Here is a 23,767-nt window from a genome sequence, read left to right as displayed (position 1 = left end):
TGGTCATGTCATATCACTGGAACTGGGGCATTCTGCTGAGTCCCGTGTCCACCGGCGAGCCGACCACCTATCTGGGCTGGCTGATGTCCGGCTTCTGGGTGACGATTACGGTGTCGCTGGCGGCCTGGGTGATCGCGCTGATCGTCGGCTCGTTTTTCGGTGTGCTGCGCACGCTGCCGAATAAATGGGCGTCGGGCATCGGTACGCTCTACGTTGCGATTTTCCGTAACATCCCGCTGATCGTGCAGTTCTTCATCTGGTATCTGGTGATACCGGAGTTGCTGCCGCCGTCGATCGGCAACTGGTTCAAGCAACTGCCGCCAGGCACGCAGTTCTTCTCGTCATCGATCATCTGTCTCGGGCTGTTCACTGCCGCGCGCGTCTGCGAGCAGGTGCGCTCAGGGATCAACGCGTTGCCGCGCGGCCAGCGCGCCGCGGGTCTGGCAATGGGTTTCACGCAGTGGCAGACGTATCGCTATGTGCTGCTGCCGGTTGCGTATCGGATCATCGTGCCGCCGCTCACGTCCGAGTTCCTGAACATCTTCAAGAACTCGGCGGTCGCGTCGACCATCGGTCTGCTGGATCTGTCCGCTCAGGCGCGTCAATTGGTCGACTACACATCGCAGACGTATGAATCGTTCATCGCGGTCACGCTCGCGTATGTGCTGATCAATCTGATTGTGATGCAACTGATGCGCTGGGTCGAAGCCAGAACCCGGTTGCCCGGCTATATCGGAGGTAAGTGATGCATCATTTCGACTGGAGCGGTATTCCGGGCGCACTGCCTACGCTGTGGACCGGCGCGATCGTCACGATCAAGATCACGCTGATCGCGATCGTGATCGGCATCATCTGGGGCACCATTCTCGCCATGATGCGGCTTTCGCCAATCAAGCCATTCGAATGGTTTGCGAAGGCTTATGTCACGGTGTTCCGTTCGATTCCGCTGGTGATGGTTCTGCTGTGGTTCTTCCTGATCGTGCCGCAGTTACTGCAAAACGTGCTGGGTTTGTCGCCGGATATCGACATTCGGCTGGCGTCGGCGATGGTCGCTTTTTCGTTGTTCGAGGCAGCGTACTATTCGGAAATCATCCGCGCCGGTATTCAGGCGGTGCCGCGCGGGCAGGTCAATGCCGCGTTTGCGCTCGGCATGAGCTACCCGCAGGCCATGCGCCTCATCGTGCTGCCGCAGGCGTTCCGCGCGATGGTGCCTCTGCTGCTTACGCAAGGTATCGTGCTGTTTCAGGATACGTCGCTCGTCTACGTGATCAGCCTCGCCGACTTCTTCCGCACCGCCACGAATATTGGCGACCGTGACGGTACGAATGTCGAAATGGTACTGTTCGCGGGCGCGTGTTATTTCGTGATCTGCGTGATCGCGTCGAGCCTCGTCAAAGGTCTTCAGAAAAAGGTCGCAAGATGATCTCTATCAAGAATGTTTCGAAGTGGTACGGCCAGTTTCAAGTGCTGACCGACTGCACGACGGAAGTCAAAAAAGGTGAAGTGGTGGTGGTGTGCGGGCCGTCGGGCTCGGGCAAGTCCACGCTGATCAAAACCGTCAACGGGCTGGAGCCGTTCCAGAAGGGCGAGATCGTCATCAACGGCCAATCGCTGACGGACAAGAAAACCAACTTGTCCAAGTTGCGTGCGAAGGTCGGCATGGTGTTCCAGCACTTCGAGCTGTTTCCGCATCTGTCGATCGTGCAGAACCTGACGCTCGCGCAGATCAAGGTGCTCGGCCGCTCGAAAGACGAAGCCACCACCAAGGGCTACAAGCTGCTCGACCGCGTCGGTCTGCGGGCGCATGCGGATAAGTTTCCGGGGCAATTGTCGGGCGGTCAGCAGCAGCGTGTGGCGATTGCGCGCGCGCTGTCGATGGACCCGATCGCGATGCTGTTCGATGAACCGACGTCCGCGCTCGACCCGGAAATGATCAACGAAGTGCTCGACGTGATGGTCGAACTCGCGCAGGAAGGCATGACCATGATGTGCGTCACGCACGAAATGGGCTTTGCCAAGAAGGTCGCGCACCGCGTGATCTTCATGGACAAGGGCTTGATCGTGGAAGACGACCGCAAGGAAGACTTCTTCGCGAATCCGAAGTCGGATCGTGCGAAGGATTTCCTCGCGAAGATCCTGCACTGAGGTTCTTGTCGGGGCACGCTGCCTATGTGGCGTTGCCCTTGTAGAAAAAAGCCGCTTCCTTGGATGAAGCGGCTTTTTGTTTCTGACGTTGGCGAGCGCGCGCGAATCAGGATTCGAAGGCTGCGGTGTCGTCTGCGGCTTCGAGGTCGACCTCGGAGTCGGCCGTGGTCACCGCGTCGACCGAAGCCGCAATCGTGGTTGCCGAAGCCGATGCGTCCAACGCCGGATTGCGCAGCTTCTCCAGCACCGAAGACGGCACCGGCACGTTGACGCGGCCGATCACTTCGCCATGCTGGAACATCATCAGATCGCCTGGCTGGAAGGCGGTCCACACTTCGTTGTCGGTGAGCGGCTTGGTCGCGATCACGGCGACGCGATCTTCCGGCGTCGTGTATTTGGCGAAATCGATCGACACGTCCGCATCGACCAGATGAGCGGTCGAGAAGGGCCAGCGCCGCACGATGAAATGCAGATGCGTCGAGCAATGGGCGAATAGCGCCTGACCGTTCGACATCAGGAAATTGAACACGCCGAATTGCGTGATCTCGCGCGTGAGCGTTTCGAGTGCCTCGAACAGTTCTTCCAGCGGCGGCTGGCAACCCGGAAAGGCCTTGCGCAAACCTTGCAGCAGCGCGCAGAACGCGAGCTCGCTATCAGTCGTGCCGACCGGCTGATACACGCCGTTGAGCGCCGGCGAATAATCCTTCAGGTCGCCGTTGTGCGCGAAGATCCAGTGGCGTCCCCACAGTTCGCGCATGAACGGGTGGCAGTTCTCGAGCAGGATGTGCCCTTGCGTTGCCTTGCGAATATGCGCAATCGTGTTCTTCGATTTAATCGGGTAGCGCTTGACCATCTCGGCGATCGGCGAGGTAGCCGACGACTGATGATCGATGAACAGACGGCACGCCTTGTCTTCGAAGAAGGCGATGCCCCAGCCGTCCGCGTGATGATCGGTGACGCCGCCGCGCGCCGCAAAGCCGGTGAACGAGAACGTGACGTCCGTCGGCGCGGCGCAGTTCATTCCGAGAAGTTGGCACATGTTGCGGGTAAGCCTGGGAACGGGGCGAGCCGTTACAATGATGATTTTCCAAGCATATCACCGAGCCAGAAGCGCCAAATAGCAAAATTGACGTGTGTTCAGGCCGCAACGGTACGAATTGCCGTCGTTTGCTCGCGTCGATCGGACTTTTTCCGCAGAATCTCGTTCCCCTCTCGCCATGACCGCTTCCAACGCCTCTCCCGATTCCATCGACACTGTTACGCTCGCCCGCCCCGACGACTGGCACCTGCACGTTCGCGACGGCGAGATGCTCGCGGCCGTGCTGCCGGACACCGCGCGCCAGTTCGGCCGCGCGATCATCATGCCGAACCTGAAGCCGCCGGTCACCACGACCGCGATGGCTGAGGCGTATCGCGAGCGCATCGTTGCCGCGATCCCGGCCGGCGCGAAGTTCGAACCGCTGATGACGCTATACCTGACCGACAATACGCCGCCGGACGAAATCCGCCGCGCGCGCGAAAGCGGTTTCGTGCATGGTGTGAAGTTGTACCCCGCGGGCGCAACGACCAACTCGGACGCAGGCGTCACCGACATCATGAAATGCGCCAAAACGCTTGAAGTGATGCAGGAAACCGGTATGCCGCTGTTGGTACACGGCGAAGTGACGGATTCGTCGATCGACCTGTTCGATCGCGAGAAAGTGTTCATCGACCGCGTGATGACGCCGCTGCGCCGCGCGTTTCCGGCGTTGAAGGTGGTGTTCGAGCACATCACCACGAAAGACGCCGTCGACTACATCCGCGAAGCCGGCGTGGCGCCGGGGCTGCTGGGTGCGACGATTACCGCGCACCATCTGCTGTACAACCGCAACGCGATCTTCCAGGGCGGCATTCGCCCGCATTACTACTGCCTGCCGGTGTTGAAGCGCGAGACGCATCGCGTGGCGCTGGTCGAGGCGGCGACCTCGGGCAATCCGCGCTTCTTTCTCGGTACCGATAGCGCGCCGCATCCGAAGGGTTTGAAGGAACACGCGTGCGGTTGCGCGGGTTGCTACACGGCGCTGCATGCGCTCGAACTCTATACGGAAGCATTCGACAAAGCCGGCGCGCTGGACAAGCTCGAGGGCTTTGCCAGCTTCTTCGGTGCGGATTTCTATGGTCTGCCGCGCAGTGCGGAGAAGGTCACGCTGCGTCGCGAAGAATGGATGCTGCCGGCTGAATTGCCGGTCGGTGACACGCCTGTTGTGCCGCTGCGTGGTGGTGAGTCGATTGGATGGCGCCTCGTCTGAGGCTGCTTTAGATGCCTGGGCAAGAGGCGGCGCGCGTGGACTTCGGTTTCGCCGGGATTGACTGGTCGAAGCCGTGGTTTGCGCAGTTCGCGGCGCGCGGCGAGCGCTGGCAGCAGCGCGCGCTGACGAGCTACGCCGCGCTGCTTGCGGAAATGAATGCCGATGCCGGCGAGATGCGGCAGGTCACGGGACGTGGTCAGCGCCTCGCTTTCATTGCACAAGACGATCTACCGCCGGGCGCGGCTTATGAGGCGCACATCGCGTCGACAGGCTGCGTGCCGACGCGCCACAACCTGCATGACTTCTTCAACGGGTCGATGTGGTTTGCGTTTCCCCGTATCAAGGTGGCGCTGAACGCGCGGCAGTCGGCGGCGATCGAGGCGTTAGGCGTCGGCCCGACTCGCGGTGGCATGCGCGATACGCTGACCTTGTTCGACGAAAACGCGCTGCTGTTCGCCTGCGCCGATCCAGCGTTGAGCGCCGCGTTGCGCGGATTCGACTGGCAGACGTTGCTGGTTGCTCATCGTGACGCCTGGGGGACGCGCTGCGAAGTCCGTTGCTTTGGCCATGCGCTGCTGGAAAAACTGGTCGCGCCGTTCAAGGCGTGCACAGGCCACGCGTGGATTGTCGACGTGCCGTCCGAGTATTTCGACTGGGACACCGCGGCGCGCGACGCCTGGCTCGACGAGGCGGTGAGCGCCACGCTGCTGGACTCGGAGACCTTGACGAGCCGTATGTTCGCGCCGCTACCCGTGCTGGGCATTCCAGGGTGGTGGCCGGAGAACGAAGTGCCGGCGTTTTACGAGGATGTCTCGGTGTTTCGAGCAGGGCGCCGCACACACTTGCGCTAGCCGCCATCCGCTATTTCTCTCGCCGACGCGGCTCCCCGTTCCTGCGGATGTTAAAATGCGCCCCAGCAAAGCAGGACAGGCAGTCGCGGCCTCCGCGGTTTCGGCCGAAGAGGGCGAGGAAAGTCCGGACTCCATAGGGCAGGGTGATGGCTAACGGCCATCCGTGGTGACACGCGGAATAGGGCAACAGAAAGCAAACCGCCGATGGCCCGGCGCAAGTCGGGATCAGGTAAGGGTGAAACGGTGCGGTAAGAGCGCACCGCGGCTGCTGCAAGGCAGACCGGCACGGTAACCTCCACCCGGAGCAATTCCAAGTAGGCAGGCTAGCATCTTCGAGGTGCAGGACGGGGCCCCCGTCACGTCTGCGGGTAGGAAGCTTGAGCGCGTCAGTAATGGCGCGCCTAGAGGAATGACTGCTACGCGCGCGCGTTTTCGGACGTGGTGCGTGCACAGAATCCGGCTTATCGGCCTGCTTTGCCACCCAACAAAAAATGCCGGCGTCCTTGTGGACGCCGGCATTTTTATTTTGCCGCTCTGCTTTGCCTAAATGCCTGGCGACCTGCGCCGAAGCATCGAACTCGAGGCGTACTCAAGCCGCGACGATATCGAACGAGTGCGTGAGCTCAGCGGTCTTCGCGATCATGATCGACGCCGAGCAGTATTTGTCGTGCGACAGATTGATCGCGCGTTCCACGGTAGCCGGGTTCAGGTTCTTGCCCGTCACCGTGAAATGGAAGTGGATTTTGGTAAAGACTTTCGGATCTTCGCTGGCGCGCTCGGCCTTCAACGTGACTGAGCAGCCGGCGATTTCCTGGCGGCTTTTCTTCAGGATCATCACGACGTCGTAGGCGGTGCAGCCACCCGTGCCGAGCAGAACCATTTCCATTGGACGCGGTGAAAGATTGCGGCCGCCGCCTTCCGGCGCGCCGTCCATCGTGACCAGATGGCCGCTGCCGGTCTCGGCTGCAAATGCCATTCCGTCTTGCCCCATCCAGCTAACTTTGCATTCCATGCTGTGCTCCACCGCGCTGCGCTGATATCGAAACGGCATTGTAGCCCGGCGTTTGCGTGTTCGCCCGGAGTGCCTTTTCGGCGGAACTTATGCCTGATGACTGCTTGCGTGTTGCAGTGCGGCATGTTTCGCCGATTCGGGAATGCCCTGACGGGTTTAGGGGTTTTACTCTAGCTAATGTCTGCTTTGGCACAGACTTTAAACAGAATAAACGATTGATTTAAAAGAACATTTATGGGTTTTTGCTGTGCGCGTCCAATTGCCGCATTATGAAATCGAATTTCGCAATGCAAATGTTCTTGCGTCGCACAAGGCCACCTCATATAATCGATCCAATCGGTTGCAGCAGTTCTGCAACCTCCGCTGTCTCCTCCACCTCCTCCTTTGGTGGATTAAACCCGAACCACTAGTTCGGGTTTTTTTTCGCCTGCGATTCGGCCCCTCTTCGATGTCGTGTTCAGGACTAACCAGACGGAAACGACCCTTGTCGCTCGCGAAATCGAATGATTTCTCGCCGCACGCGTCGCAAGTTTTGACTCGGCGTGACAAATTCCTTTATAATTCAGGGCTTTTCCGCATCCGCGCCCGCGGAGGAAGAACCAGGGAGAGCCTGCACGCGCCTCGATGCGCACACTACAAGCAGGAAAAAATACATTGGGCGCAGCAATTTTTTTGGATCGATCATGAAGACGTTTTCCGCAAAAGCCCATGAGGTGACGCGCGAATGGTACGTGATTGACGCGACGGATAAGGTTCTCGGGCGTGTCGCCAGCGAAGTGGCACACCGTCTTCGCGGCAAGCACAAGCCTGAATTCACTCCGCACGTCGACACCGGTGATTTCATCATCGTTATCAACGCCGGCAAGCTGCGCGTCACGGGCAACAAGGCTACTGACAAGAAGTATTACCGCCACTCGGGTTACCCGGGCGGTATCTATGAAACGACGTTCGGCAAGATGCAAGAACGCTTCCCGGGCCGTGCGCTCGAGAAAGCGGTCAAGGGCATGCTGCCGAAGGGCCCGCTCGGCTACGCGATGATCAAGAAGCTGAAGGTCTACGCTGAAGCAACGCATCCGCATTCGGCACAACAGCCGAAAGCGCTCGAGATCTAAGGGGAGCCCACATGATCGGTAACTGGAATTACGGCACGGGCCGCCGCAAGAGCGCCGTCGCACGCGTCTTCATCAAGGCTGGCAAGGGTGAGATCATTGTAAACGGCAAGCCTATCGCCGATTACTTCTCGCGCGAAACGTCGCTGATGATCGTGCGTCAGCCGCTGGAACTCACGAACCACGGCGTCACGTTCGACATCAAAGTCAACGTGAACGGTGGCGGTGAAACGGGTCAAGCCGGTGCGGTTCGCCACGGCATCACCCGCGCGCTGATGGACTACGACGCAACGCTGAAGCCGGAACTGTCGAAGGCTGGCTTCGTTACGCGTGACGCTCGTGAAGTCGAACGTAAGAAGGTCGGCTTCCACAAGGCACGTCGCAGGAAGCAATTCTCGAAGCGTTAATCGCTTCGTGTGCGATCCGGCTTTCGGGCTGGAGCGCTGCAAAAGCCGCCAACGCTTTCGCGAAGGCGGCTTTTTTTATGGGTTTGCGGTTTGGCGTCGCCGTAATGATTTTGCCGCCGAAGGGCAATTTGATCAGTTCAGGCAGGCTGGCTGCGGCCTCGGGCGCCGTCCGTTGAATTTTCAACAAGAACCCATTGATTTTGTGGGCTTCGGCACGATATCGAGATCAGCCCTACAATAGCGGTTAGAAGCTTTTTGGAGAGTTCGAATGAACGCAGTCACCGATACACCCGTGACCGAGATGCCCGCCCCCTTCGTTTTTACCGACGCAGCGGCTGACAAGGTCAAGCAACTGATCGAAGAAGAAGGCAATGCGGACCTCAAACTGCGCGTTTTCGTGCAGGGCGGCGGCTGCTCGGGCTTTCAATACGGTTTTACGTTCGACGAAGCCGTCAACGAAGACGACACCGTCATGAACAAGAGCGGCGTCCAGCTGTTGATCGATTCTATGAGCTACCAGTATCTGGTCGGCGCTGAGATCGACTACAAGGACGACATCAACGGCGCGCAGTTTGTTATCAAGAATCCGAACGCTACCACCACGTGTGGTTGCGGCTCGTCGTTCTCGGTTTGATGGTAAGCCGTTCTGGTCATAGGTATTAAGGAAACGGGGCTTCGGCCCCGTTTTTTAATGCGTGCGCCAAACCCATACGCTTCGATCAGCGCGGGTAGATTGCCCCCAGCACGCGTTCGGCAGCGGCGCCGGTGACCGCCGGCAAATTGCCCGGCAGCCGCGCCATGCAGCGCATGGCCAGCCATGCGAACGCCAGCGGCTCAACCTGACTAGGCGGTACGCCGAGCGCGTCGGTTGTCATCACGGGCACGCCACTGACGCCGCTGTCCTCCAATGCCTGTTGTAGCGCTTTGAGAATCTCCGGATTGCGCGCCCCGCCGCCGCACACATAAACGGCCTTGGCATCCGATGCATGCCGTTCGATCTCACGGGCAACCGTCACTGCGGTCAGCGCAACTAGCGTCGCTTGAACGTCCGCGGGGGCAAGCGCGGCGAACGGCTGAAGTTTCGCGTCGAGCCATTCGGCGTTGAACAGGTCGCGGCCCGTGCTTTTCGGTGGCTGTTGCGAAAAGAATGGCTCGTCGAGCAACGCGTTCAGAAGCGGACGATCCACCTGGCCGCTGGCCGCGAAATGGCCGTTTTCGTCAAAAGGCTTGCCGAGATGACGCTGCGCCCACTCGTCGAGCAGCGCATTCGCGGGACCGCAGTCGAAGCCGCGCACGCTGCCGGTCGCGTTCAGGACCGTGATATTGCTGATGCCGCCAAGATTGCAGACCACCCGCGTTTCATCTTTCGCGCCGAATACGGTGGCGTGAAACGCCGGCACAAGCGGCGCGCCTTGGCCGCCCGCCGCGACATCGCGGCTACGAAAATCCGCGACGACGTCGATGCGCATCATTTCGGCGAGCAGCGCCGGGTTGTTGATCTGCCGCGTGTAACCCTTTTCCGGCCGATGCCGCACCGTCTGACCGTGGACGCCGATTGCACGGACTTCCGCGGCCGACACGCGGCTGCCCTGAAGCAATTCGTGGCAGCACACCGTGTAGCGCGTGGCGAGCGCATTGGCGGCTAGCGCTTCGCGTTCGATCTCGTTGTCGCCCGGCTGTTGCAGCGCGAACAACGCCTCGCGCAAGCCTGCCGCAAAGCCGACGAACGCCTCGGCCAGCACCTGCGGCGGTTTCCCTTCGGCGAATCTGACGGCCACACCGTCCACGCCGTCCATGCTCGTGCCGGACATCAGTCCAAAGTAGACGCCATTTGCGGGGTCTTGCGCCACGTTGCTGCTCCTCTCGAGGGTTCGTTGCGATCCGTTGTAGCAGATTATCGACGCAAGCGCCCGAATATAAAGCGCCACAATGCCAGCGGCGCGGCCCGGTGCGCGGAGTTCCCACCCCGGAGGGGCAGCATGTGGCCTCTGGAGGCCGTTCGTGACCGCTGAAGGTCACTGATGAACGCCACTTGAGCTCGCGTGAGTCTGCGTCGATGGGCGCGGCGGCGCGCATCTATGGGACAATCTCTTTTTTTCGCGACTTCAAGTTTCCAGCATGAGCACCGAGTCCACCAAGCCTAGCCCCGCCTTCCCGATCACCGACGAAGTCCGTCACGCGCTCGCCGTCACCAAACGCGGTGTCGACGAACTCCTGATCGAAGACGAATTCGCGCAAAAGCTCGCGAAGAGCCAGGCTACGGGCAAGCCGCTGCGCATCAAGCTCGGCCTCGATCCGACCGCGCCCGACATCCACATCGGCCATACGGTCGTGCTGAACAAGATGCGCCAGTTGCAGGACCTCGGTCACACGGTGATTTTCCTGATCGGCGACTTCACGTCGCTGATCGGCGATCCGTCTGGCCGTAACGCCACGCGCCCGCCGCTTACGCGCGAGCAGATTGAATCGAATGCAAAGACGTATTTCGAGCAGGCCGCGCTCGTGCTCGACCGCGACAAGACCGAAATCCGCTACAACAGCGAATGGTCGATGCCGCTCGGCGCCGACGGCATGATCAAGCTCGCATCGCGCTACACGGTGGCGCGTATTCTCGAGCGCGAAGATTTCACCAAGCGGTTCCAGGGCGGCGTGCCGATCTCTATCCACGAATTCCTGTATCCGCTGATGCAGGGCTACGACTCGGTCGCGCTGAATGCCGACCTCGAACTCGGCGGCACGGACCAGAAATTCAACCTGCTGGTGGGTCGCGAACTGCAGAAGCAATACGGCCAGGAACAGCAGTGCATCCTGACCATGCCGCTGCTCGAAGGCCTGGATGGCGTCGAGAAGATGTCGAAGTCGAAGAACAACTACATCGGCATCAACGAAAAGCCGACGGACATGTTCGGCAAGCTGATGAGCATCTCCGACGTGATGATGTGGCGTTATTTCGAATTGCTGTCGTTCCGCCCGATGGACGAGATCGCCGGTTTCCGGAAAGAGATCGAAGCGGGCCGCAACCCGCGCGATTTCAAGGTGATGCTTGGCCAGGAAATCGTCGCGCGCTTCCACTCGCAAGCCGACGCCGAGCGCGCGCTCGAAGACTTCAATCATCGCGCGAAGGGCGGCGTGCCGGAGGATATCCCGTCCGTGACGCTCGCCGGCGCGCCGCTCGCAATCGGCCAGTTGCTCAAGCAGGCCAACCTCGTGCCGTCCACCAGCGAGGCGCTGCGCAACATCGAGCAGGGCGGCGTGAAGATCGACGGCACGACGGTGTCAGACAAGGGCCTGAAGGTCGAAGCCGGCGAGTACGTCGTGCAGGTCGGCAAGCGCCGGTTTGCGCGTGTCACGCTGACGGCCTGATGCTCAGCGCGAGCGGAATGTCGACTCAGGCGTTGCATTCGGAGTCGCGCCGATGATCGCGCTGATCCAGCGCGTGCGGCGCGCGGAAGTGCGCGTGGGCGACCGCGTGACCGGCGCGATCGAGGCGGGCCTGCTCGCGCTCGTATGCGCCGAACGCGGCGACACCGAAGGCGCAGCTGACCGGCTGCTCGCCAAGGTGCTCGGCTACCGCGTTTTCAGCGATGCGGCCGGCAAGATGAATCTCTCGGTGCAGAATCTCGACGGTGCGGGGCGCGCGGGCGGTTTGCTGCTGGTTTCGCAATTCACCTTGGCCGCCGACACCAACAGCGGCTTGCGTCCCAGCTTCACGCCTGCCGCACCGCCCGATGAGGGCAAGCGGCTGTTCGATTACTTCGTCTCGGCCGCGCGCACGAAGCATCCGATCGTCGAGACAGGCGAGTTCGGCGCCGATATGCAGGTGTCGCTCGTCAACGACGGGCCGGTCACGTTCTGGCTGCAGACCAACGCCTGAATTTCAACTGCCGTTTCAACCGCCGCCGCGTCGCGACTGCGGCGGTACGCATCCACTCATCCAGCCGCTTTTTGCGACAATAGCGGCTCGGCACAACCGGCTACTGGCGCCCATGCTCATTCATGACCACGCAGATTCTGTTCATCCGTCACGGCGAAACCGACTGGAACCGCATCAAGCGCATTCAAGGCCACATCGACATTCCGCTCGCGACGACCGGCTTCGCGCAGGCGCAACGCCTTGCAAGCCGCATCGCGAATGAGGTGAAAGAGGGCGCGCGGCTCGACGCGATCTATTCAAGCGATCTGCTCCGCGCCCAGCAAACCGCGCAGCCGATCGCCGACGCGCTCGGCCTGCCGTTACAACTGAGCGAGGGTTTGCGCGAGCGCTCATACGGCGCATTCCAGGGGCATGACAGCGACGAGATCGCCGTCCGTTTCCCCGATGAATACGCACACTGGCAAACCCGCGATCCGGGTTTTGCGCCGCCTGAAGGCGAATCGCAGCGCGCGTTTTACCACCGCGTGCTGCATGCGGTCGAGCCGATCGTCGCTGCGCATCCGGGCGGACGGGTCGCTGTCGTTGCGCATGGCGGTGTGCTCGATTGTGTGCGCCGTTTTGCAGGCCGTTTGTCGCTCGATGCGCCGCGCGATTACGCGTTGCTGAACACGAGCGTCAACGTGGTGGATTTCGCCCACGACGCCCGTATGGCGACGATCGTCTCGTGGGCGGACGTGTCGCATCTCGATGCGCCGAGCGAAGACGATAGCTTCAAGAAGAGAGAGCCGGAAGCGGGCCGTTAAGCGGCGCGGCCTCCATTTGCATGGGTGGGTTTGTGCCGGGTGCCGAGTGCCGCTTGCCCCGCGCATTTCGCAGTGGCTGTTTCGCGTGGCTCACGTCGATTCGCGCGCGGCGGCAACGCGGCGGCGTGCCCGCTTCGACACACCGTTCACGAGAGCCCAGCGGATCACCGGCGCGACCAGCCTTACGCCTGGCCTCGCGACCGTGCGGCGAACGCCCGCGAAGCGGCCGAAGCCGAGCATTCCTTGCGCCCAGTCGGGCAGCAGATCGACACCCGCGTTCAACATCAGCAGCCGTGCGGGCCGCATCGCCGCCGTGGGCGCCGGCGCGTTCATGAGAATCCTCACAACTTCCTGGGTGCGCTCGCTGGCCACCAGCTCAGACTGCATGGCGAGCAGATAGGCGTCAATCTCGGCGCGTGAGCGCGGAATAGTCGACGCACCAAGCATCTCGGCGATGCGCCCGGTTTCCGCGAAGTACTGATCCTGCGCGGCAACGGGCAGCAACGGGTTCACGTACCGTAGGTGCGCAGTCATGAAACTCGATACCTCGGCCACGTGCACCCACGTCAGCAAGGCAGGGTCGCTTGCGCGATAGGGCTGGCCATCGGGACCAACACCCGTGACGCCGAGGTGAATGCGCTTCACGCGCTCGATCAACGCTAGCGCATCGTGCCGGTTGCCATACGTGGTGCCGGCGATGAACGTTGCGGTTCGGCGCAGGCGCCCAAGAATATCGGTGCGAAATGTCGAATGGTCCCATACGCCGGCGAGCGCCAGCGGGTGCAATGCCTGGAGCAGCAGCGCGCTGATGCCGCCCGTCATCATCGACGTGAAGTCGGCGTGGACTTTCCAGCACATGGAATCGGGACCGAACAGCCCCGGGTCGCCCGGCGGCGACGAGTAGTCGAGTGCGGGCCCGCTGCCGGTGGTGAGGTGCGTGACGCCCGCGGCCAGCTTCGCGCGGATCCTGCCCATGAGTAACTGCGAGAGGCCGCCGCGTGAAGCGGGTTGCTTGACTTGATCGGACATCTCTAGATCGATCTCACGCGAATCGTATCCGGCTCAGGTTCCGGCCGCATCCCAGAGCCCGGATATGGGACTGGAAGCGTCCGGCGCGGCGAGACCGAAGTGCCGGTACGTGAGCAGCGTGGCGACGCGTCCACGCGGCGTGCGTTGCAGGAAGCCTTGCTGGATCAGATACGGTTCGAGCACGTCTTCGATCGTGTCGCGCTCTTCGCCGATGGCCGCCGCCAGATTGTCGACGCCGACCGGGCCGCCGTCGAACTTGTGGAGGATCGCTTCGAGGAGCTTGCGGTCCATCAGGTCGAAGCCCACCGCGTCCACGTCGAGCATTTTGAGCGCGGCGTCAGCGACTTGCGCGGTGATGTTGCCGTCCGCTTTGACCTCGGCGAAATCGCGCACGCGGCGCAGCAGCCGGTTCGCGATCCGCGGCGTGCCGCGCGCGCGCTTGGCGATTTCGAACGCGCCGTCCGGATGAATCTGCGCATTCAGCAGCGAGGCGGAACGCGTGACGATGCGGGCAAGCTCTTCGGCGTTGTAAAACTCGAGCCGTGCGACGATACCGAAGCGGTCCCGCAGCGGATTGGTCAGCATGCCCGCGCGGGTGGTTGCGCCGACCAGCGTGAACGGCTGCAGATCGAGCTTGACGCTGCGCGCGGCCGGCCCCTCGCCGATCATGATGTCGATCTGATAGTCCTCCAGCGCCGGGTACAGAATTTCTTCGACGACCGGCGAGAGCCGGTGGATTTCGTCGATGAACAAGACGTCGTTGGCTTCAAGATTGGTGAGCAGCGCCGCGAGGTCGCCCGCGCGTTCGAGCACCGGACCGGAGGTTTGCCGCAGATTGACGCCCATTTCCCGCGCGATGATGTGCGCGAGAGTGGTCTTGCCCAGCCCCGGCGGCCCGAACAGCAGCACGTGGTCGAGCGATTCGGACCGGCGCTTGGCGGCCTCGATGAAGATTTCCAGCTGACCGCGCACTTTTTCCTGCCCGACATATTCTTCGAGCTGACGCGGGCGCAACGCGCGTTCGAACGCCTCTTCGTTCGGCGAGACGGGCGTGGCCGCGATGATGCGCTCGGCGGCGAGTTTGTCGGTTTCGATCATGCGGTCATTGTACCGCGCGCGCCCGGTTGCGAAACTCGGCCGAACGGCCAAGGGTTGCGGCCCCAGGAGCGCTTAGCCCTTCGACAACGCCTTCAACGCAAGCTTGATGCCTTCGGAAACGCCGGTGCCGGCCGGCACGTTCTTGATGGCCGCCAGCCCTTCTTTTTCGGAGTAACCCAACGCGATCAGTGCGTTCAGGATATCGGAGGCGTGGTCGGATGCCGACGCCGCGCCCGCCAGCGCGCCAAGGTCGGCGCCGATCTTGCCTTTCAATTCGAGAAGCAGCCGCTCAGCCGTCTTCTTGCCGATGCCGGGCACGCGCGTCAGACGCGCTGCGTCCTGCATCGTGACGGTTTGCGCCAGTTCGCCCACACTCATGCCCGACAACACCGCAAGCGCCATGCGTGCGCCGATGCCGGTGATCTTCAGCAGTTCGCGGAAGGTGGAGCGCTCCTCGGCGGTGGCGAAGCCGTACAGCAGATGCGCGTCTTCGCGCACGATCATTTGCGTGAGCAGCACGACGCGTTCGCCGTTCGACGGCAGGTTGTAGAACGTGCTCATCGGCACGTCGACTTCGTAACCGACGCCGTTGCAGTCGACGAGCAGATGCGGCGGGTTTTTTTCCAGCAGAACGCCGGCAATGCGACCGATCATGGCGGATTCAATCTTGAGAGAAAGGGCGAGTGTAGCGCAGCGAGTGCGCGGCCGGCGTGATGTACGAGGACATGGTTGACACGTTCGAGCGATGTCCCCGAACGGCGATTCATGCAAAGCGCGACCTTGGCGCCTCTACCCCACCAACCGTCCACGCCGGACGCGCAGACCCTTCTTCGCCAGCGAAGGCGCGATGGCACCTAGCGTACTGAGTGTCGTGCCGCCGTGCGCATGGCAGATCGCCATGCCGAGGGCGTCCGCGGCGTCGGTGCTGGGCACGCCGGAGAGGTTGAGCAGACGCACCACCATCTGCTGCATCTGCTCCTTGGTCGCGCGGCCGTAGCCGACTACCGCCTGCTTCAACTGCAACGCCGTATATTCGGCGACCGGCACGCCGCCCGCCACCAGTCCGCAGATTGCCGCGCCGCGTGCCTGGCCAAGCAGGAGGGTGGATTGCGGGTTGACGTTGACGAATACCTTTTCGATCGCCGACTGATCCGGCGAATGCTGACGGATCAGCGTCGAAATGCCCTCGAAAATGGTGCCGAGACGCGACGGCAGGTCGGCGTCGGCGGTCTTGATGACGCCGCTTGCGACGTAGCTGAGCGTGTGTCCGGTTTGATCGATTACGCCGAAACCCGTTACACGCAAGCCGGGGTCGATGCCGAGAATTCTCATGAGATGCCGCATGTGCGGTGAAAACCAGGTGCCTGCGATACTACAACGAACGCGCCGTGCGACGGTCGATGTGCGGCGACGCCGGCGGAATAAAAACTGCTGGTGCTTGCGTTAGAAAAGGGAGCGCACATGGAGCACTATCGCAATCTCAGCGGCGATTCAGGCGTCGACGCCTACGAAATCGGCGACGACTTCGTCGCGGTCCGCTTTAAACCGGGCGTCGTGTACTGGTACACGAAGGCAAGTGTCGGCGCCAGGCACGTTGCCGCACTCAAGCGTTTGGCGCAGCGAGGGCAGGGGCTTGGCACGTACATCAGCCAGCATGCTGAAGTGAAGGAAGGCTACGCGAGAAAGGATCCGCGGGACTAAACGGCGCCGCAAACAAAACGTCGTGACGAACAAAACGGCGCGACAGACAAAACGGCGCCACAAAACAAAACGTCGCCACAAAACAAAACGGCCCGGCGGAACGTTTCCACCGAGCCGTTTCGCTCAGCTCAATCTTGCGAGTCCCGCATTACGACGCGCCACAAGCACGCGCCGTTCACCAGGCCCGCATGCGCGCATCAATGCCGGAAGTGACGCACCCCGGTCAACACCATCGCGATGTTGTGCTCATCCGCCGCGCTGACCACTTCGTCGTCGCGCACCGAGCCGCCCGGCTGGATCACGCAGGTCGCGCCTGCCGCGACCACCACATCGAGACCGTCACGGAACGGGAAGAACGCATCCGACGCCACCGCCGAACCGGTTAGCGTGAGACCGGCGTTTTGCGCCTTGATACTCGCAATCCGCGCCGAGTCCACGCGGCTCATCTGACCCGCGCCCACGCCGAGCGTCATGCCGTTGCCGCAGAACACGATCGCGTTCGATTTCACATACTTTGCGACGCGCCATGCGAACAGCAGATCGTTCATTTCCTTCGGCGTCGGATGACGCTTGGTGACCACGCGCAATTCGCGCGGCTGCACGTTCTTCGAGTCGAGCGACTGGACCAGCAAACCGCCGCCGACGCGCTTCAGATCGAACGCGTTATGGCCTTCGCCCAAAGCGATTTCCAGCAAACGCACGTTCTGCTTGGCGGCGAACACCTGGCGGGCTTCAGCACTGAACGACGGCGCGATCAGCACTTCGACAAACTGCTTGGCGACCGCTTGCGCCGCGGTTTCGTCCACTTCGCGGTTGAACGCGATGATGCCGCCGAATGCCGACGTGGGGTCGGTCTGGAACGCCTTCGCATACGCTTCGTTGGCGTCCGCGCCCACTGCCACGCCGCACGGATTCGCGTGCTTGACGATCACGCAAGCCGGTACGTCGAACGTCTTCACGCACTCCCACGCCGCATCGGAATCGGCGATGTTGTTGTACGACAGTTCCTTGCCTTGCAACTGGTTGTAGTTCGCCAGTGCGCCGGCCGGCACGACGAGGTCGCGATAGAACGCGGCGCTCTGATGTGGGTTTTCGCCGTAGCGCAGATCCTGCACCTTGTTGAACGCCAGGTTGAACGTGGCCGGATAAGCATTGCGCGACGCATGTTGCAGTTCGTCGGTGAGGCTCGTCAGGTAGTTCGTGATCGCGCCGTCGTATTGCGCGGTGTGCGCGAACACCTTGGTGGCCAGACGGAAGTTGGTTTTATAGGCGAGCGTGTTGTTGTTCGCGCGCATTTCGTCGAGCACGACCGCGTAATCCGCCGGATCGACCACCACCGTCACGTCGCGATGATTCTTCGCGGCCGAACGCAGCATGGTCGGGCCGCCAATGTCGATGTTCTCGATCGCGTCTTCCAGCGAGCACTCTTCTTTCGATACGGTCTGCACGAACGGATACAGATTCACGACCAGCAGGTCGATCGTCGGGATGTCGTGCTTTTCAAGCGCTGCCATGTGTTCCGGCAGGTCGCGGCGCGCCAGAATGCCGCCGTGCACCTTCGGATGCAGCGTTTTCACGCGCCCGTCCAGCATTTCCGGGAAGCCCGTGTAGTCGGCGACCTCGGTGACGGACAGACCCGCGTCCGCGAGCAGTTTCGCGGTGCCGCCGGTCGACAGGATCTTGACACCGAGGTCCGACAGCGACTTGGCGAAGTCGACGATGCCGGACTTGTCGGAAACGGAGATGAGCGCTTGCTTGATCATGATGAAGACGAAAAGCCGAAGGGAAACGTGGCAGGGCGCCTGAAACTACAACGAATTACAACAAACCGTGCTGTTGCAGCTTCTTGCGCAGCGTATTGCGGTTGATGCCGAGATACTCGGCGGCCAGCGACTGATTGCCGCCGGCCTGCTCGAGCACCACTTCGAGCAGGGGTTTTTCCACGCATGAAATAACCATGTCGTAGACGTCGTGCGGATTGGAGCCGTCTAGATCCTGGAAATACATCCCCAGGCTGTCGCGGACAGATTGTTCGATATGGTTCTTGCTCATGCTGCTAGTCGGTCGGGATGGTCCGGCTCGCCGTCGTTCTTGCAGAGCGTCTCGTCGACGTAGACGAGGCGGTCGGAGATCGCCTTTTGGGCGTCGAAGAATTCGTTGACGGCGAGGAGTTGTTCGCGCGTGGTGTCCAGCGTATTCATGCGGTGCCGGAACACGTTGGCGCCAGAAAGGCCGCGAGTGTACCAGCCGATATGCTTGCGCGCGGTGCGCACACCCGTAAATTCGCCGTAGAACGCGTAGTGATCTTCGAGATGCTCGTTCATGACCTGCTGGATTTCGTCGATGCGCGGCGGCGGCAGCAACTCGCCCGTTTGCAGGAAATGCTCGATCTCGCGGAACAGCCACGGGCGCCCCTGCGCGGCGCGGCCGATCATGATGGCGTCGGCGCCGGTGGCGGCGAGCACCTCGCGGGCTTTTTGCGGCGACGTAATGTCGCCATTGGCGACCACCGGAATGCGCACCGCCGCTTTGACGGCCGCGATGGTCTCGTATTCGGCGTCGCCGTGATACAGGTCGGCGCGGGTGCGGCCGTGCACGGTCAGCATGGCAATGCCGGCGGCCTCGGCCAGCCGCGCGACAGACAACGCATTCTTGTTGTCGCGATTCCAGCCGGTGCGGATCTTCAGCGTGACGGGCACCGCGTCGGGCCCGACGCCCACCGCGCTCACCACCGCCTCGACGATGCGCTGCACCAGCGGCTCGTTCTGCAGCAACGCGGAACCCGCCGCCACGTTGCACACCTTCTTGGCGGGGCAACCCATGTTGATGTCGATGATCTGCGCGCCGTTCGCCACGTTGTAGCGGGCGGCTTCGGCCATCATGGCGGGATCCGCGCCGGCGATCTGCACGGCGATCGGCTCGACCTCGCCCGTGTGGTTGGCGCGGCGCATGGTCTTTTCGCTTTTCCACAACTGCGCGTTCGAGGCGACCATTTCCGACACCGCATAGCCCGCGCCCAGCCGTTTGCACAGTTGCCGGAACGGCCGGTCGGTCACGCCGGCCATGGGCGCGACGAACAGGTTATTACGCAGATTGTGGGAGCCGAGAGTGGGCATGACGTGGACGCGCCTGCGACCGATTGCTTCAGTTTCTTTTCAGATTCTGTCAATCGGAGCATTCGCGAAATGCGAGGGAAAACCGCTATTTTAGCGTTAACAGGTAGCCGACACCCGACTTGCGTCAGTCGTAACCCATTAAATCTTCTATGAAAGTGGCCGGATTCATAAACCCGGCAGCGCTCGCGCGGCTCAGCGTGCGCTGCCAAAAAGCTGTAACGGCTGTGGGACGTGAGCGGGCGGCGCGTTCAGCGGCGCTGGCCGAACATCATTTGGCGCGCCAGCGCGGTTTTCACGGGCGGCACGAATTCGAGCGCGGTGAGGGCGAGACCGCGCAACGCGGCGAGCGGCGGGAAGTCGACGGTGAAGAGGCGCGCGAGGGTGTCGGTGGCGCCGATCGTCAGGCGCCGGTCCAGCGCGCGCCGTTGCGCGAAGGTAGCCAGGGCGAGCGGAGTGGGGCCTTCCGCCGACAAGGCGTCGGCGAGCGCATGCGCGTCGCGCAGACCGAGGTTCAGACCCTGACCGGCCACCGGATGCAGCGTCTGCGCGGCATTCCCGATCGCCACTACATGGCCGTTCACGAGGGTATCGACCGCGGTCAGTCCCAACGGAAAAGACGCGCGTCCTTTGATCTGAGTGAAGCGGCCCATGCGGCTGCCGAATGCGGCGCCGAGTTCACGCAGGAAATCCTCGTCGGAGAGTTGCGAACGGCGCGCGGCTTCGTCGGGCGCGCAGCACCAGACCAGCGCGTAATCGGCGCCGCGCACGCCGCCCATCGGCAGCAGCGCGATCGGCCCTTGCGACGTGAAGCGCTCCCACGCCACATGCGGTTGCGGCGCCGACACGCTGACCGTGCCGACCAACGCGGTTTGCGCGTAATCGCGCGTGTCGCCTTCGCCGGTGAGGCTGCCCGGCTTGCCACCGGCGCGCTTGCCTGACTTCTCGTCGCCGAACAGACCGCCTTCGGCATTCACCAGAATTCGCGTACGCAAAAGGCGCGTGACGCCCGCGGTTTCGATCGGCAGCGTCACGCCGTCGAGTTCCTGAGTCGGCGCCGACGCGGATGTCGAGCGGAACCAGTGCACCGAGGTTGCGTGAACCGCTTCGGCGAGACCGTGGACGATCGAACCATAACGCAGCACGTAGCCGAGCGCCGGCAGTCCGTGCTCGCTGTGGTCGATCAGCGTGCGGCCGAAATGGCCGCGCTGCGATACGTGAATGCGCTGGATCGCGGTTGCGTCCGCAGGCCAGCGCAGCGGTTCGAGAATCATCCGGCTGCCCTGCGACACGGCAATCGCGCGCGGATCGGCAATCGAATCTTCCGGCTCGCGCGCGTCGATCAGCGCGATCTTCAGCGCCCGCGTCGCGCTGCGGCGCGCCAGCCAGCCGGCAAGCGCCAGCCCGACCGGCCCGGCGCCGACGATCGTCACGTCGAAATCGAAGGGGTGATCGGACACGGCCGGTTTCAGAATTACCGTCGACTGGGGAACGTCGTTCATTGCGGGTTGCTTCCTTGGGTTACTGCCTGGGTTGCAGCCTGGGTTGCAGCCTGATTTACTGCTTTGTTTCCTGGGCCGAGCGGGCGTGCTGCATCAGCGCCTCGATCTGGTCGGCCGCCACCGGCACGTCGCGCGTGATCAGCTCGCAACCGGCTTGCGTGACGATCGCGTCGTCCTCGATGCGGATGCCGATGTTCCAGTAGCGCTCGGGCACGCCTTCGGTCGGACGGATATACAGACCGGGCTCGATGGTCAGTGTCATCCCCGCCTGCAGCGTGCGCCACGGCAGCGCGCCGGCTTCGTCGCGCGGTGCGCTGCGCTCGCGGTAGTCGCCGACATCGTGCACGTCCATGCCCAGCCAGTGGCCGGTACGGTGCATATAGAACGGCGCATAGGCGCGCTCGGCGATCACGTCGTCGACCGAGGCGAACTTCGTGCGCTCGACGATGCCGGTGTCGAGCAGACCTTGTGACAGCACGCGCACGGCGGCCTGGTGCGGATCGTCGAACGTGGCGCCGGCGCGGGTGGCGTCGACGGCAGCCTGCTGCGCGGCCAGCACGATGTCGTACAGCTCGCGCTGCGCCGGCGTGAAGTGGCCGCTCGCCGGGAAGGTGCGGGTGATGTCGGACGCGTAGCCGTCGAGTTCGCAGGCGGCGTCGATCAGGATCAGGTCGCCGTCCTGGGCAATCGCGTTGCCGGCCGGATAGTGCAGCACGCAGGCATTCGCGCCCGCAGCGACGATCGACGTATAAGCCGGCGCCTGCGCGCCGAATTTGCGGAACGTATAGAGCAGCTCGGCTTCGAGCTCGTACTCGCGCACGCCGGGGTGGCAGGCGGCCATCGCACGCCGGTGCGCCTGCGCCGAAATCTGTCCCGCGCGACGCATGATGGCGAGCTCGTGGTGGTCCTTGATGAGCCGCATGTCGTCGAGCAGCGGGATCAGATCACGCGCGACGGTGGGCGCGGCGACGCCGCTGCGGCCTTGTGCGCGCACGGCGTCGAGCCAGCCGCGCACCCGCTCGTCCAGTTCCACGGAGCTGCCGAGCGCGTAATGCAGCGATGGCTTGTCGGCCAGGATGCGTGGCAGTTGCGTATCGACTTCGCTCACGGCGAAGGCGGCGTCGAAGCCGAACGCCTCGCGTGCGCCCTCTGGCCCGAAACGGAAACCTTCCCACGTCTCGCGCTCGACATTCTTCTCACGGCAGAACAGGATCGAAGCCGGCTCGCCCGTCGCGGCGCTTGCGTCGAGCACCAGCAACGCCTCGGGTTCGGTGAAACCCGTCAGATAGTAGAAGTAGCTATCGTGCCGGTAGGGATAGTCGGCGTCCCGGTTGCGCAGCTTTTCCGGCGCGGTGGGAACGATGGCGACGCCGCCGCCCGCTGCGCGCAGCGCGGCGAGTACGCGCTCGCGGCGCGTGCGATAGACGTCGATGGCGATGGTGGGTTCGGTCGGCTGGTTCATGTTGCGATTGTAGCGCCCAATGCGGCGACTTATTTTGCGTGGATACTGGCAGGAGAAGGGCCGCCGCGCCGATCGGTTTGCGCCCCGCGCCAGGCCGTTTGCCTGCCGTGGGCGTCCGGCGCCGCATGCCGGCCGGCCATTCGAGGCGCGCGTGTAATGAGGCGTGCCGCCCACGCCGGCAGCGTTAGCCGTTCGGCCGGGTAGACGGCGCACGAGTGTTGCGGCAATGTTGCAATCCATCCACAGCGTGGATTCATGCGGCTTGCGAAGCGACTTCGCTGCGCTCGGGAAAGCCCCCGACCACTTATACTTTCGCCGAATTCAAGAAAAGGCAGATGGTCATGATGAAACTCATCGGTTCGCTCGCCAGTCCGTTCGTGCGTAAAGCGCGGATCGTTCTGGCCGACAAGAAGATCGATTATCAACTCGTGCCCGAGAACGTCTGGGCGGCGGACACTACGATTCACACCTTCAATCCGCTCGGCAAGGTGCCTTGCCTCGTGATGGAAGATGGCGAAGCAGTGTTCGACTCACGGGTGATCTGCGAATACGTGGATACGCTTTCGCCGGTCGGCAAGCTGATTCCGCCGTCGGGCCGTGAGCGCGTTGAAGTGCGGTGCTGGGAGGCGCTTGCCGACGGCATGCAGGACGCCGCGGTGCTGATTCGTCTTGAAAGCACCCAGCGCACGCCGGAGCAGCGCGTGGACACGTGGGTCGCGCGGCAGCAACGCAAGATCGACGAAGGCCTGATCGCGATGTCGCACGGCTTGGGCAGCAAGCCGTGGTGCACGGGCAATCACTACACGCTCGCGGACATCGCCGTGGGTTGCGCGTTGGGCTACCTGGATTTTCGTATGGCTGAGTTGAACTGGCGCGACACGTATCCGAATCTGGATAAGCATTTCCAGAAACTTTCGTTGCGTCAGTCGTTTGTTGATACGGTGCCGGCGGATTGAGTAGGTACTCGTGAGTGTCTAGTCGTTCGGTTGTCTGTCTGGAATAAGTTTGCTTGTCATTTTCGCTGGATGAAAATGATGTAATTCTGAATTCCGCAATATTAAATTAAAGATTATGTTTTATAGAAAATGCGCCTGTTTGTCAGGCGTATTTTTTGTCTGTCGTGTCGTAATGGTTTGTGTAATCCACGTATAGGAGTCTTTATCCGGTGATATGTGGCATTGCGAAGCGGCGGTGCGCGCTTCTTCATGGTCTTCTCAGAGGTCGCCAATCAGAAGAAAACTATTCCTACACTGGAAGCTCCGAAGTCCTATGTGAAGTCAAATTTATCTGACTTTTTATTCATTCCGAAATCCTGTATTCTCGCTCAATATTTTTTAATACATAAACGTCTCCGGAGGCAGTGTCGATGATTA

At 62.1% G+C, this 23,767-nt stretch carries 25 protein-coding genes and 1 other RNA gene; 14 read left to right on the top strand and 12 right to left on the bottom strand.

The features are described from left to right. Nucleotides 1-5: 5 nt before the first annotated feature. From QOC89_RS20890 to QOC89_RS20880, 3 genes are read left to right on the top strand one after another with little or no spacing between them, the layout of a single operon-like run. Complete coding sequence (locus QOC89_RS20890; RefSeq protein ID WP_323046757.1) at nt 6-746, top strand: amino acid ABC transporter permease; 741 nt, start codon at nt 6-8, stop codon at nt 744-746. Next, the gene (gltK, locus tag QOC89_RS20885) at nt 746-1,423 is read left to right on the top strand and encodes a glutamate/aspartate ABC transporter permease GltK (RefSeq protein ID WP_179734346.1); all 678 of its coding nucleotides are present in this window, start codon (nt 746-748) and stop codon (nt 1,421-1,423) included. Before QOC89_RS20890 ends, gltK begins: the two co-directional genes overlap by 1 nt. Continuing rightward, nucleotides 1,420-2,145 (top strand): amino acid ABC transporter ATP-binding protein, encoded by a 726-nt coding sequence (locus tag QOC89_RS20880; RefSeq protein ID WP_074282222.1) that lies wholly within the window; start codon nt 1,420-1,422, stop codon nt 2,143-2,145. Before gltK ends, QOC89_RS20880 begins: the two co-directional genes overlap by 4 nt. A gap of 106 nt (nt 2,146-2,251) precedes the next feature. On the opposite strand, the gene QOC89_RS20875 is transcribed toward QOC89_RS20880, so the two are convergent. Continuing rightward, complete coding sequence (locus tag QOC89_RS20875) at nt 2,252-3,184, bottom strand: class II glutamine amidotransferase (RefSeq protein ID WP_323046756.1); 933 nt, start codon at nt 3,182-3,184, stop codon at nt 2,252-2,254. Between the two features lie 178 nt (nt 3,185-3,362). Here QOC89_RS20875 and pyrC point away from each other — a divergent pair, with 178 nt between their 5' ends. The 3 genes from pyrC to rnpB all read left to right on the top strand — a co-directional run bounded on the left by pyrC (nt 3,363) and on the right by rnpB (nt 5,764). Then, nucleotides 3,363-4,433, top strand: coding sequence for a dihydroorotase (gene pyrC, locus QOC89_RS20870; protein WP_323046755.1), 1,071 nt, complete (start codon nt 3,363-3,365; stop codon nt 4,431-4,433). 11 nt (nt 4,434-4,444) lie between these two features. Next, nucleotides 4,445-5,284 carry a DUF3025 domain-containing protein gene (locus QOC89_RS20865; RefSeq protein WP_323046754.1) on the top strand — a complete coding sequence of 280 codons (840 nt, stop codon included), beginning with the start codon at nt 4,445-4,447 and terminating at the stop codon, nt 5,282-5,284. Nucleotides 5,285-5,351: 67 nt separating this feature from the next. Continuing rightward, nucleotides 5,352-5,764, top strand: an RNA gene (gene rnpB, locus QOC89_RS20860) — RNase P RNA component class A. Nucleotides 5,765-5,873: 109 nt separating this feature from the next. Here the strand turns inward: rnpB and QOC89_RS20855 are convergent. Further along, complete coding sequence (locus QOC89_RS20855; RefSeq protein WP_323046753.1) at nt 5,874-6,296, bottom strand: OsmC family protein; 423 nt, start codon at nt 6,294-6,296, stop codon at nt 5,874-5,876. Between the two features lie 683 nt (nt 6,297-6,979). Here QOC89_RS20855 and rplM point away from each other — a divergent pair. The 3 genes from rplM to erpA all read left to right on the top strand — a co-directional run bounded on the left by rplM (nt 6,980) and on the right by erpA (nt 8,446). Beyond that, nucleotides 6,980-7,408, top strand: coding sequence for a 50S ribosomal protein L13 (gene rplM / locus QOC89_RS20850; RefSeq protein WP_007180422.1), 429 nt, complete (start codon nt 6,980-6,982; stop codon nt 7,406-7,408). Nucleotides 7,409-7,419: 11 nt separating this feature from the next. Beyond that, the gene (gene rpsI, locus QOC89_RS20845) at nt 7,420-7,812 is read left to right on the top strand and encodes a 30S ribosomal protein S9 (protein ID WP_007180423.1); all 393 of its coding nucleotides are present in this window, start codon (nt 7,420-7,422) and stop codon (nt 7,810-7,812) included. A gap of 268 nt (nt 7,813-8,080) precedes the next feature. After that, entirely contained in the window at nt 8,081-8,446 is a 366-nt protein-coding gene (erpA, locus tag QOC89_RS20840; protein WP_007180424.1) for an iron-sulfur cluster insertion protein ErpA, read from the top strand. A gap of 85 nt (nt 8,447-8,531) precedes the next feature. Here the strand turns inward: erpA and QOC89_RS20835 are convergent, their stop codons facing one another. Then, nucleotides 8,532-9,662, bottom strand: a complete 1,131-nt coding sequence (locus tag QOC89_RS20835; protein ID WP_323046752.1) for an anhydro-N-acetylmuramic acid kinase — start codon at nt 9,660-9,662, stop codon at nt 8,532-8,534. Between the two features lie 268 nt (nt 9,663-9,930). Here QOC89_RS20835 and tyrS point away from each other — a divergent pair, with 268 nt between their 5' ends. The 3 genes from tyrS to QOC89_RS20820 all read left to right on the top strand — a co-directional run bounded on the left by tyrS (nt 9,931) and on the right by QOC89_RS20820 (nt 12,489). Then, nucleotides 9,931-11,175, top strand: a complete 1,245-nt coding sequence (gene tyrS, locus QOC89_RS20830; protein WP_323046751.1) for a tyrosine--tRNA ligase — start codon at nt 9,931-9,933, stop codon at nt 11,173-11,175. A 52-nt stretch (nt 11,176-11,227) separates the two neighbouring features. Beyond that, nucleotides 11,228-11,686 carry a D-aminoacyl-tRNA deacylase gene (gene dtd, locus QOC89_RS20825; RefSeq protein ID WP_323046750.1) on the top strand — a complete coding sequence of 153 codons (459 nt, stop codon included), beginning with the start codon at nt 11,228-11,230 and terminating at the stop codon, nt 11,684-11,686. A 122-nt stretch (nt 11,687-11,808) separates the two neighbouring features. Beyond that, entirely contained in the window at nt 11,809-12,489 is a 681-nt protein-coding gene (locus QOC89_RS20820) for a histidine phosphatase family protein (RefSeq protein WP_323046749.1), read from the top strand. Nucleotides 12,490-12,579: 90 nt separating this feature from the next. Here the strand turns inward: QOC89_RS20820 and QOC89_RS20815 are convergent, their stop codons facing one another. The 4 genes from QOC89_RS20815 to ruvC form a co-directional block, all read right to left on the bottom strand. Continuing rightward, nucleotides 12,580-13,518, bottom strand: a complete 939-nt coding sequence (locus QOC89_RS20815; RefSeq protein ID WP_323046748.1) for an oxygenase MpaB family protein — start codon at nt 13,516-13,518, stop codon at nt 12,580-12,582. A gap of 33 nt (nt 13,519-13,551) precedes the next feature. After that, nucleotides 13,552-14,616 carry a Holliday junction branch migration DNA helicase RuvB gene (ruvB, locus tag QOC89_RS20810; protein ID WP_323046747.1) on the bottom strand — a complete coding sequence of 355 codons (1,065 nt, stop codon included), beginning with the start codon at nt 14,614-14,616 and terminating at the stop codon, nt 13,552-13,554. 72 nt (nt 14,617-14,688) lie between these two features. Continuing rightward, nucleotides 14,689-15,270, bottom strand: coding sequence for a Holliday junction branch migration protein RuvA (gene ruvA / locus QOC89_RS20805; protein ID WP_323046746.1), 582 nt, complete (start codon nt 15,268-15,270; stop codon nt 14,689-14,691). A gap of 135 nt (nt 15,271-15,405) precedes the next feature. Then, nucleotides 15,406-15,948 (bottom strand): crossover junction endodeoxyribonuclease RuvC, encoded by a 543-nt coding sequence (ruvC, locus tag QOC89_RS20800; RefSeq protein ID WP_323046745.1) that lies wholly within the window; start codon nt 15,946-15,948, stop codon nt 15,406-15,408. A gap of 129 nt (nt 15,949-16,077) precedes the next feature. Here ruvC and QOC89_RS20795 point away from each other — a divergent pair, with 129 nt between their 5' ends. Further along, the gene (locus QOC89_RS20795) at nt 16,078-16,317 is read left to right on the top strand and encodes a hypothetical protein (protein ID WP_323046744.1); all 240 of its coding nucleotides are present in this window, start codon (nt 16,078-16,080) and stop codon (nt 16,315-16,317) included. A 197-nt stretch (nt 16,318-16,514) separates the two neighbouring features. Here QOC89_RS20795 and purH read toward each other — a convergent pair whose 3' ends face one another. The 5 genes from purH to QOC89_RS20770 form a co-directional block, all read right to left on the bottom strand. Continuing rightward, a complete protein-coding gene (gene purH, locus QOC89_RS20790) occupies nt 16,515-18,080 on the bottom strand; it encodes a bifunctional phosphoribosylaminoimidazolecarboxamide formyltransferase/IMP cyclohydrolase (RefSeq protein WP_323046743.1) in 1,566 nt (521 codons plus the stop codon). 55 nt (nt 18,081-18,135) lie between these two features. Continuing rightward, the gene (locus tag QOC89_RS20785; protein WP_323046742.1) at nt 18,136-18,369 is read right to left on the bottom strand and encodes a Fis family transcriptional regulator; all 234 of its coding nucleotides are present in this window, start codon (nt 18,367-18,369) and stop codon (nt 18,136-18,138) included. Next, nucleotides 18,366-19,433 carry a tRNA dihydrouridine synthase DusB gene (gene dusB, locus QOC89_RS20780; RefSeq protein ID WP_323046741.1) on the bottom strand — a complete coding sequence of 356 codons (1,068 nt, stop codon included), beginning with the start codon at nt 19,431-19,433 and terminating at the stop codon, nt 18,366-18,368. Before dusB ends, QOC89_RS20785 begins: the two co-directional genes overlap by 4 nt. Before the next feature lie 248 nt (nt 19,434-19,681). Further along, nucleotides 19,682-20,932, bottom strand: coding sequence for a UbiH/UbiF/VisC/COQ6 family ubiquinone biosynthesis hydroxylase (locus QOC89_RS20775; RefSeq protein WP_323046740.1), 1,251 nt, complete (start codon nt 20,930-20,932; stop codon nt 19,682-19,684). A gap of 55 nt (nt 20,933-20,987) precedes the next feature. Beyond that, nucleotides 20,988-22,394 (bottom strand): aminopeptidase P N-terminal domain-containing protein, encoded by a 1,407-nt coding sequence (locus QOC89_RS20770; RefSeq protein WP_323046739.1) that lies wholly within the window; start codon nt 22,392-22,394, stop codon nt 20,988-20,990. Nucleotides 22,395-22,735: 341 nt separating this feature from the next. Here QOC89_RS20770 and QOC89_RS20765 point away from each other — a divergent pair, with 341 nt between their 5' ends. Continuing rightward, complete coding sequence (locus QOC89_RS20765) at nt 22,736-23,350, top strand: glutathione S-transferase C-terminal domain-containing protein (protein WP_323046738.1); 615 nt, start codon at nt 22,736-22,738, stop codon at nt 23,348-23,350. Nucleotides 23,351-23,767: the final 417 nt, after the last annotated feature.

It is taken from the genome of Paraburkholderia sp., from assembly GCF_034668105.1.
Taxonomy (GTDB): Bacteria; Pseudomonadota; Gammaproteobacteria; order Burkholderiales; family Burkholderiaceae; genus Paraburkholderia.
This window is presented reverse-complemented; position numbering and strand designations above follow the sequence as displayed.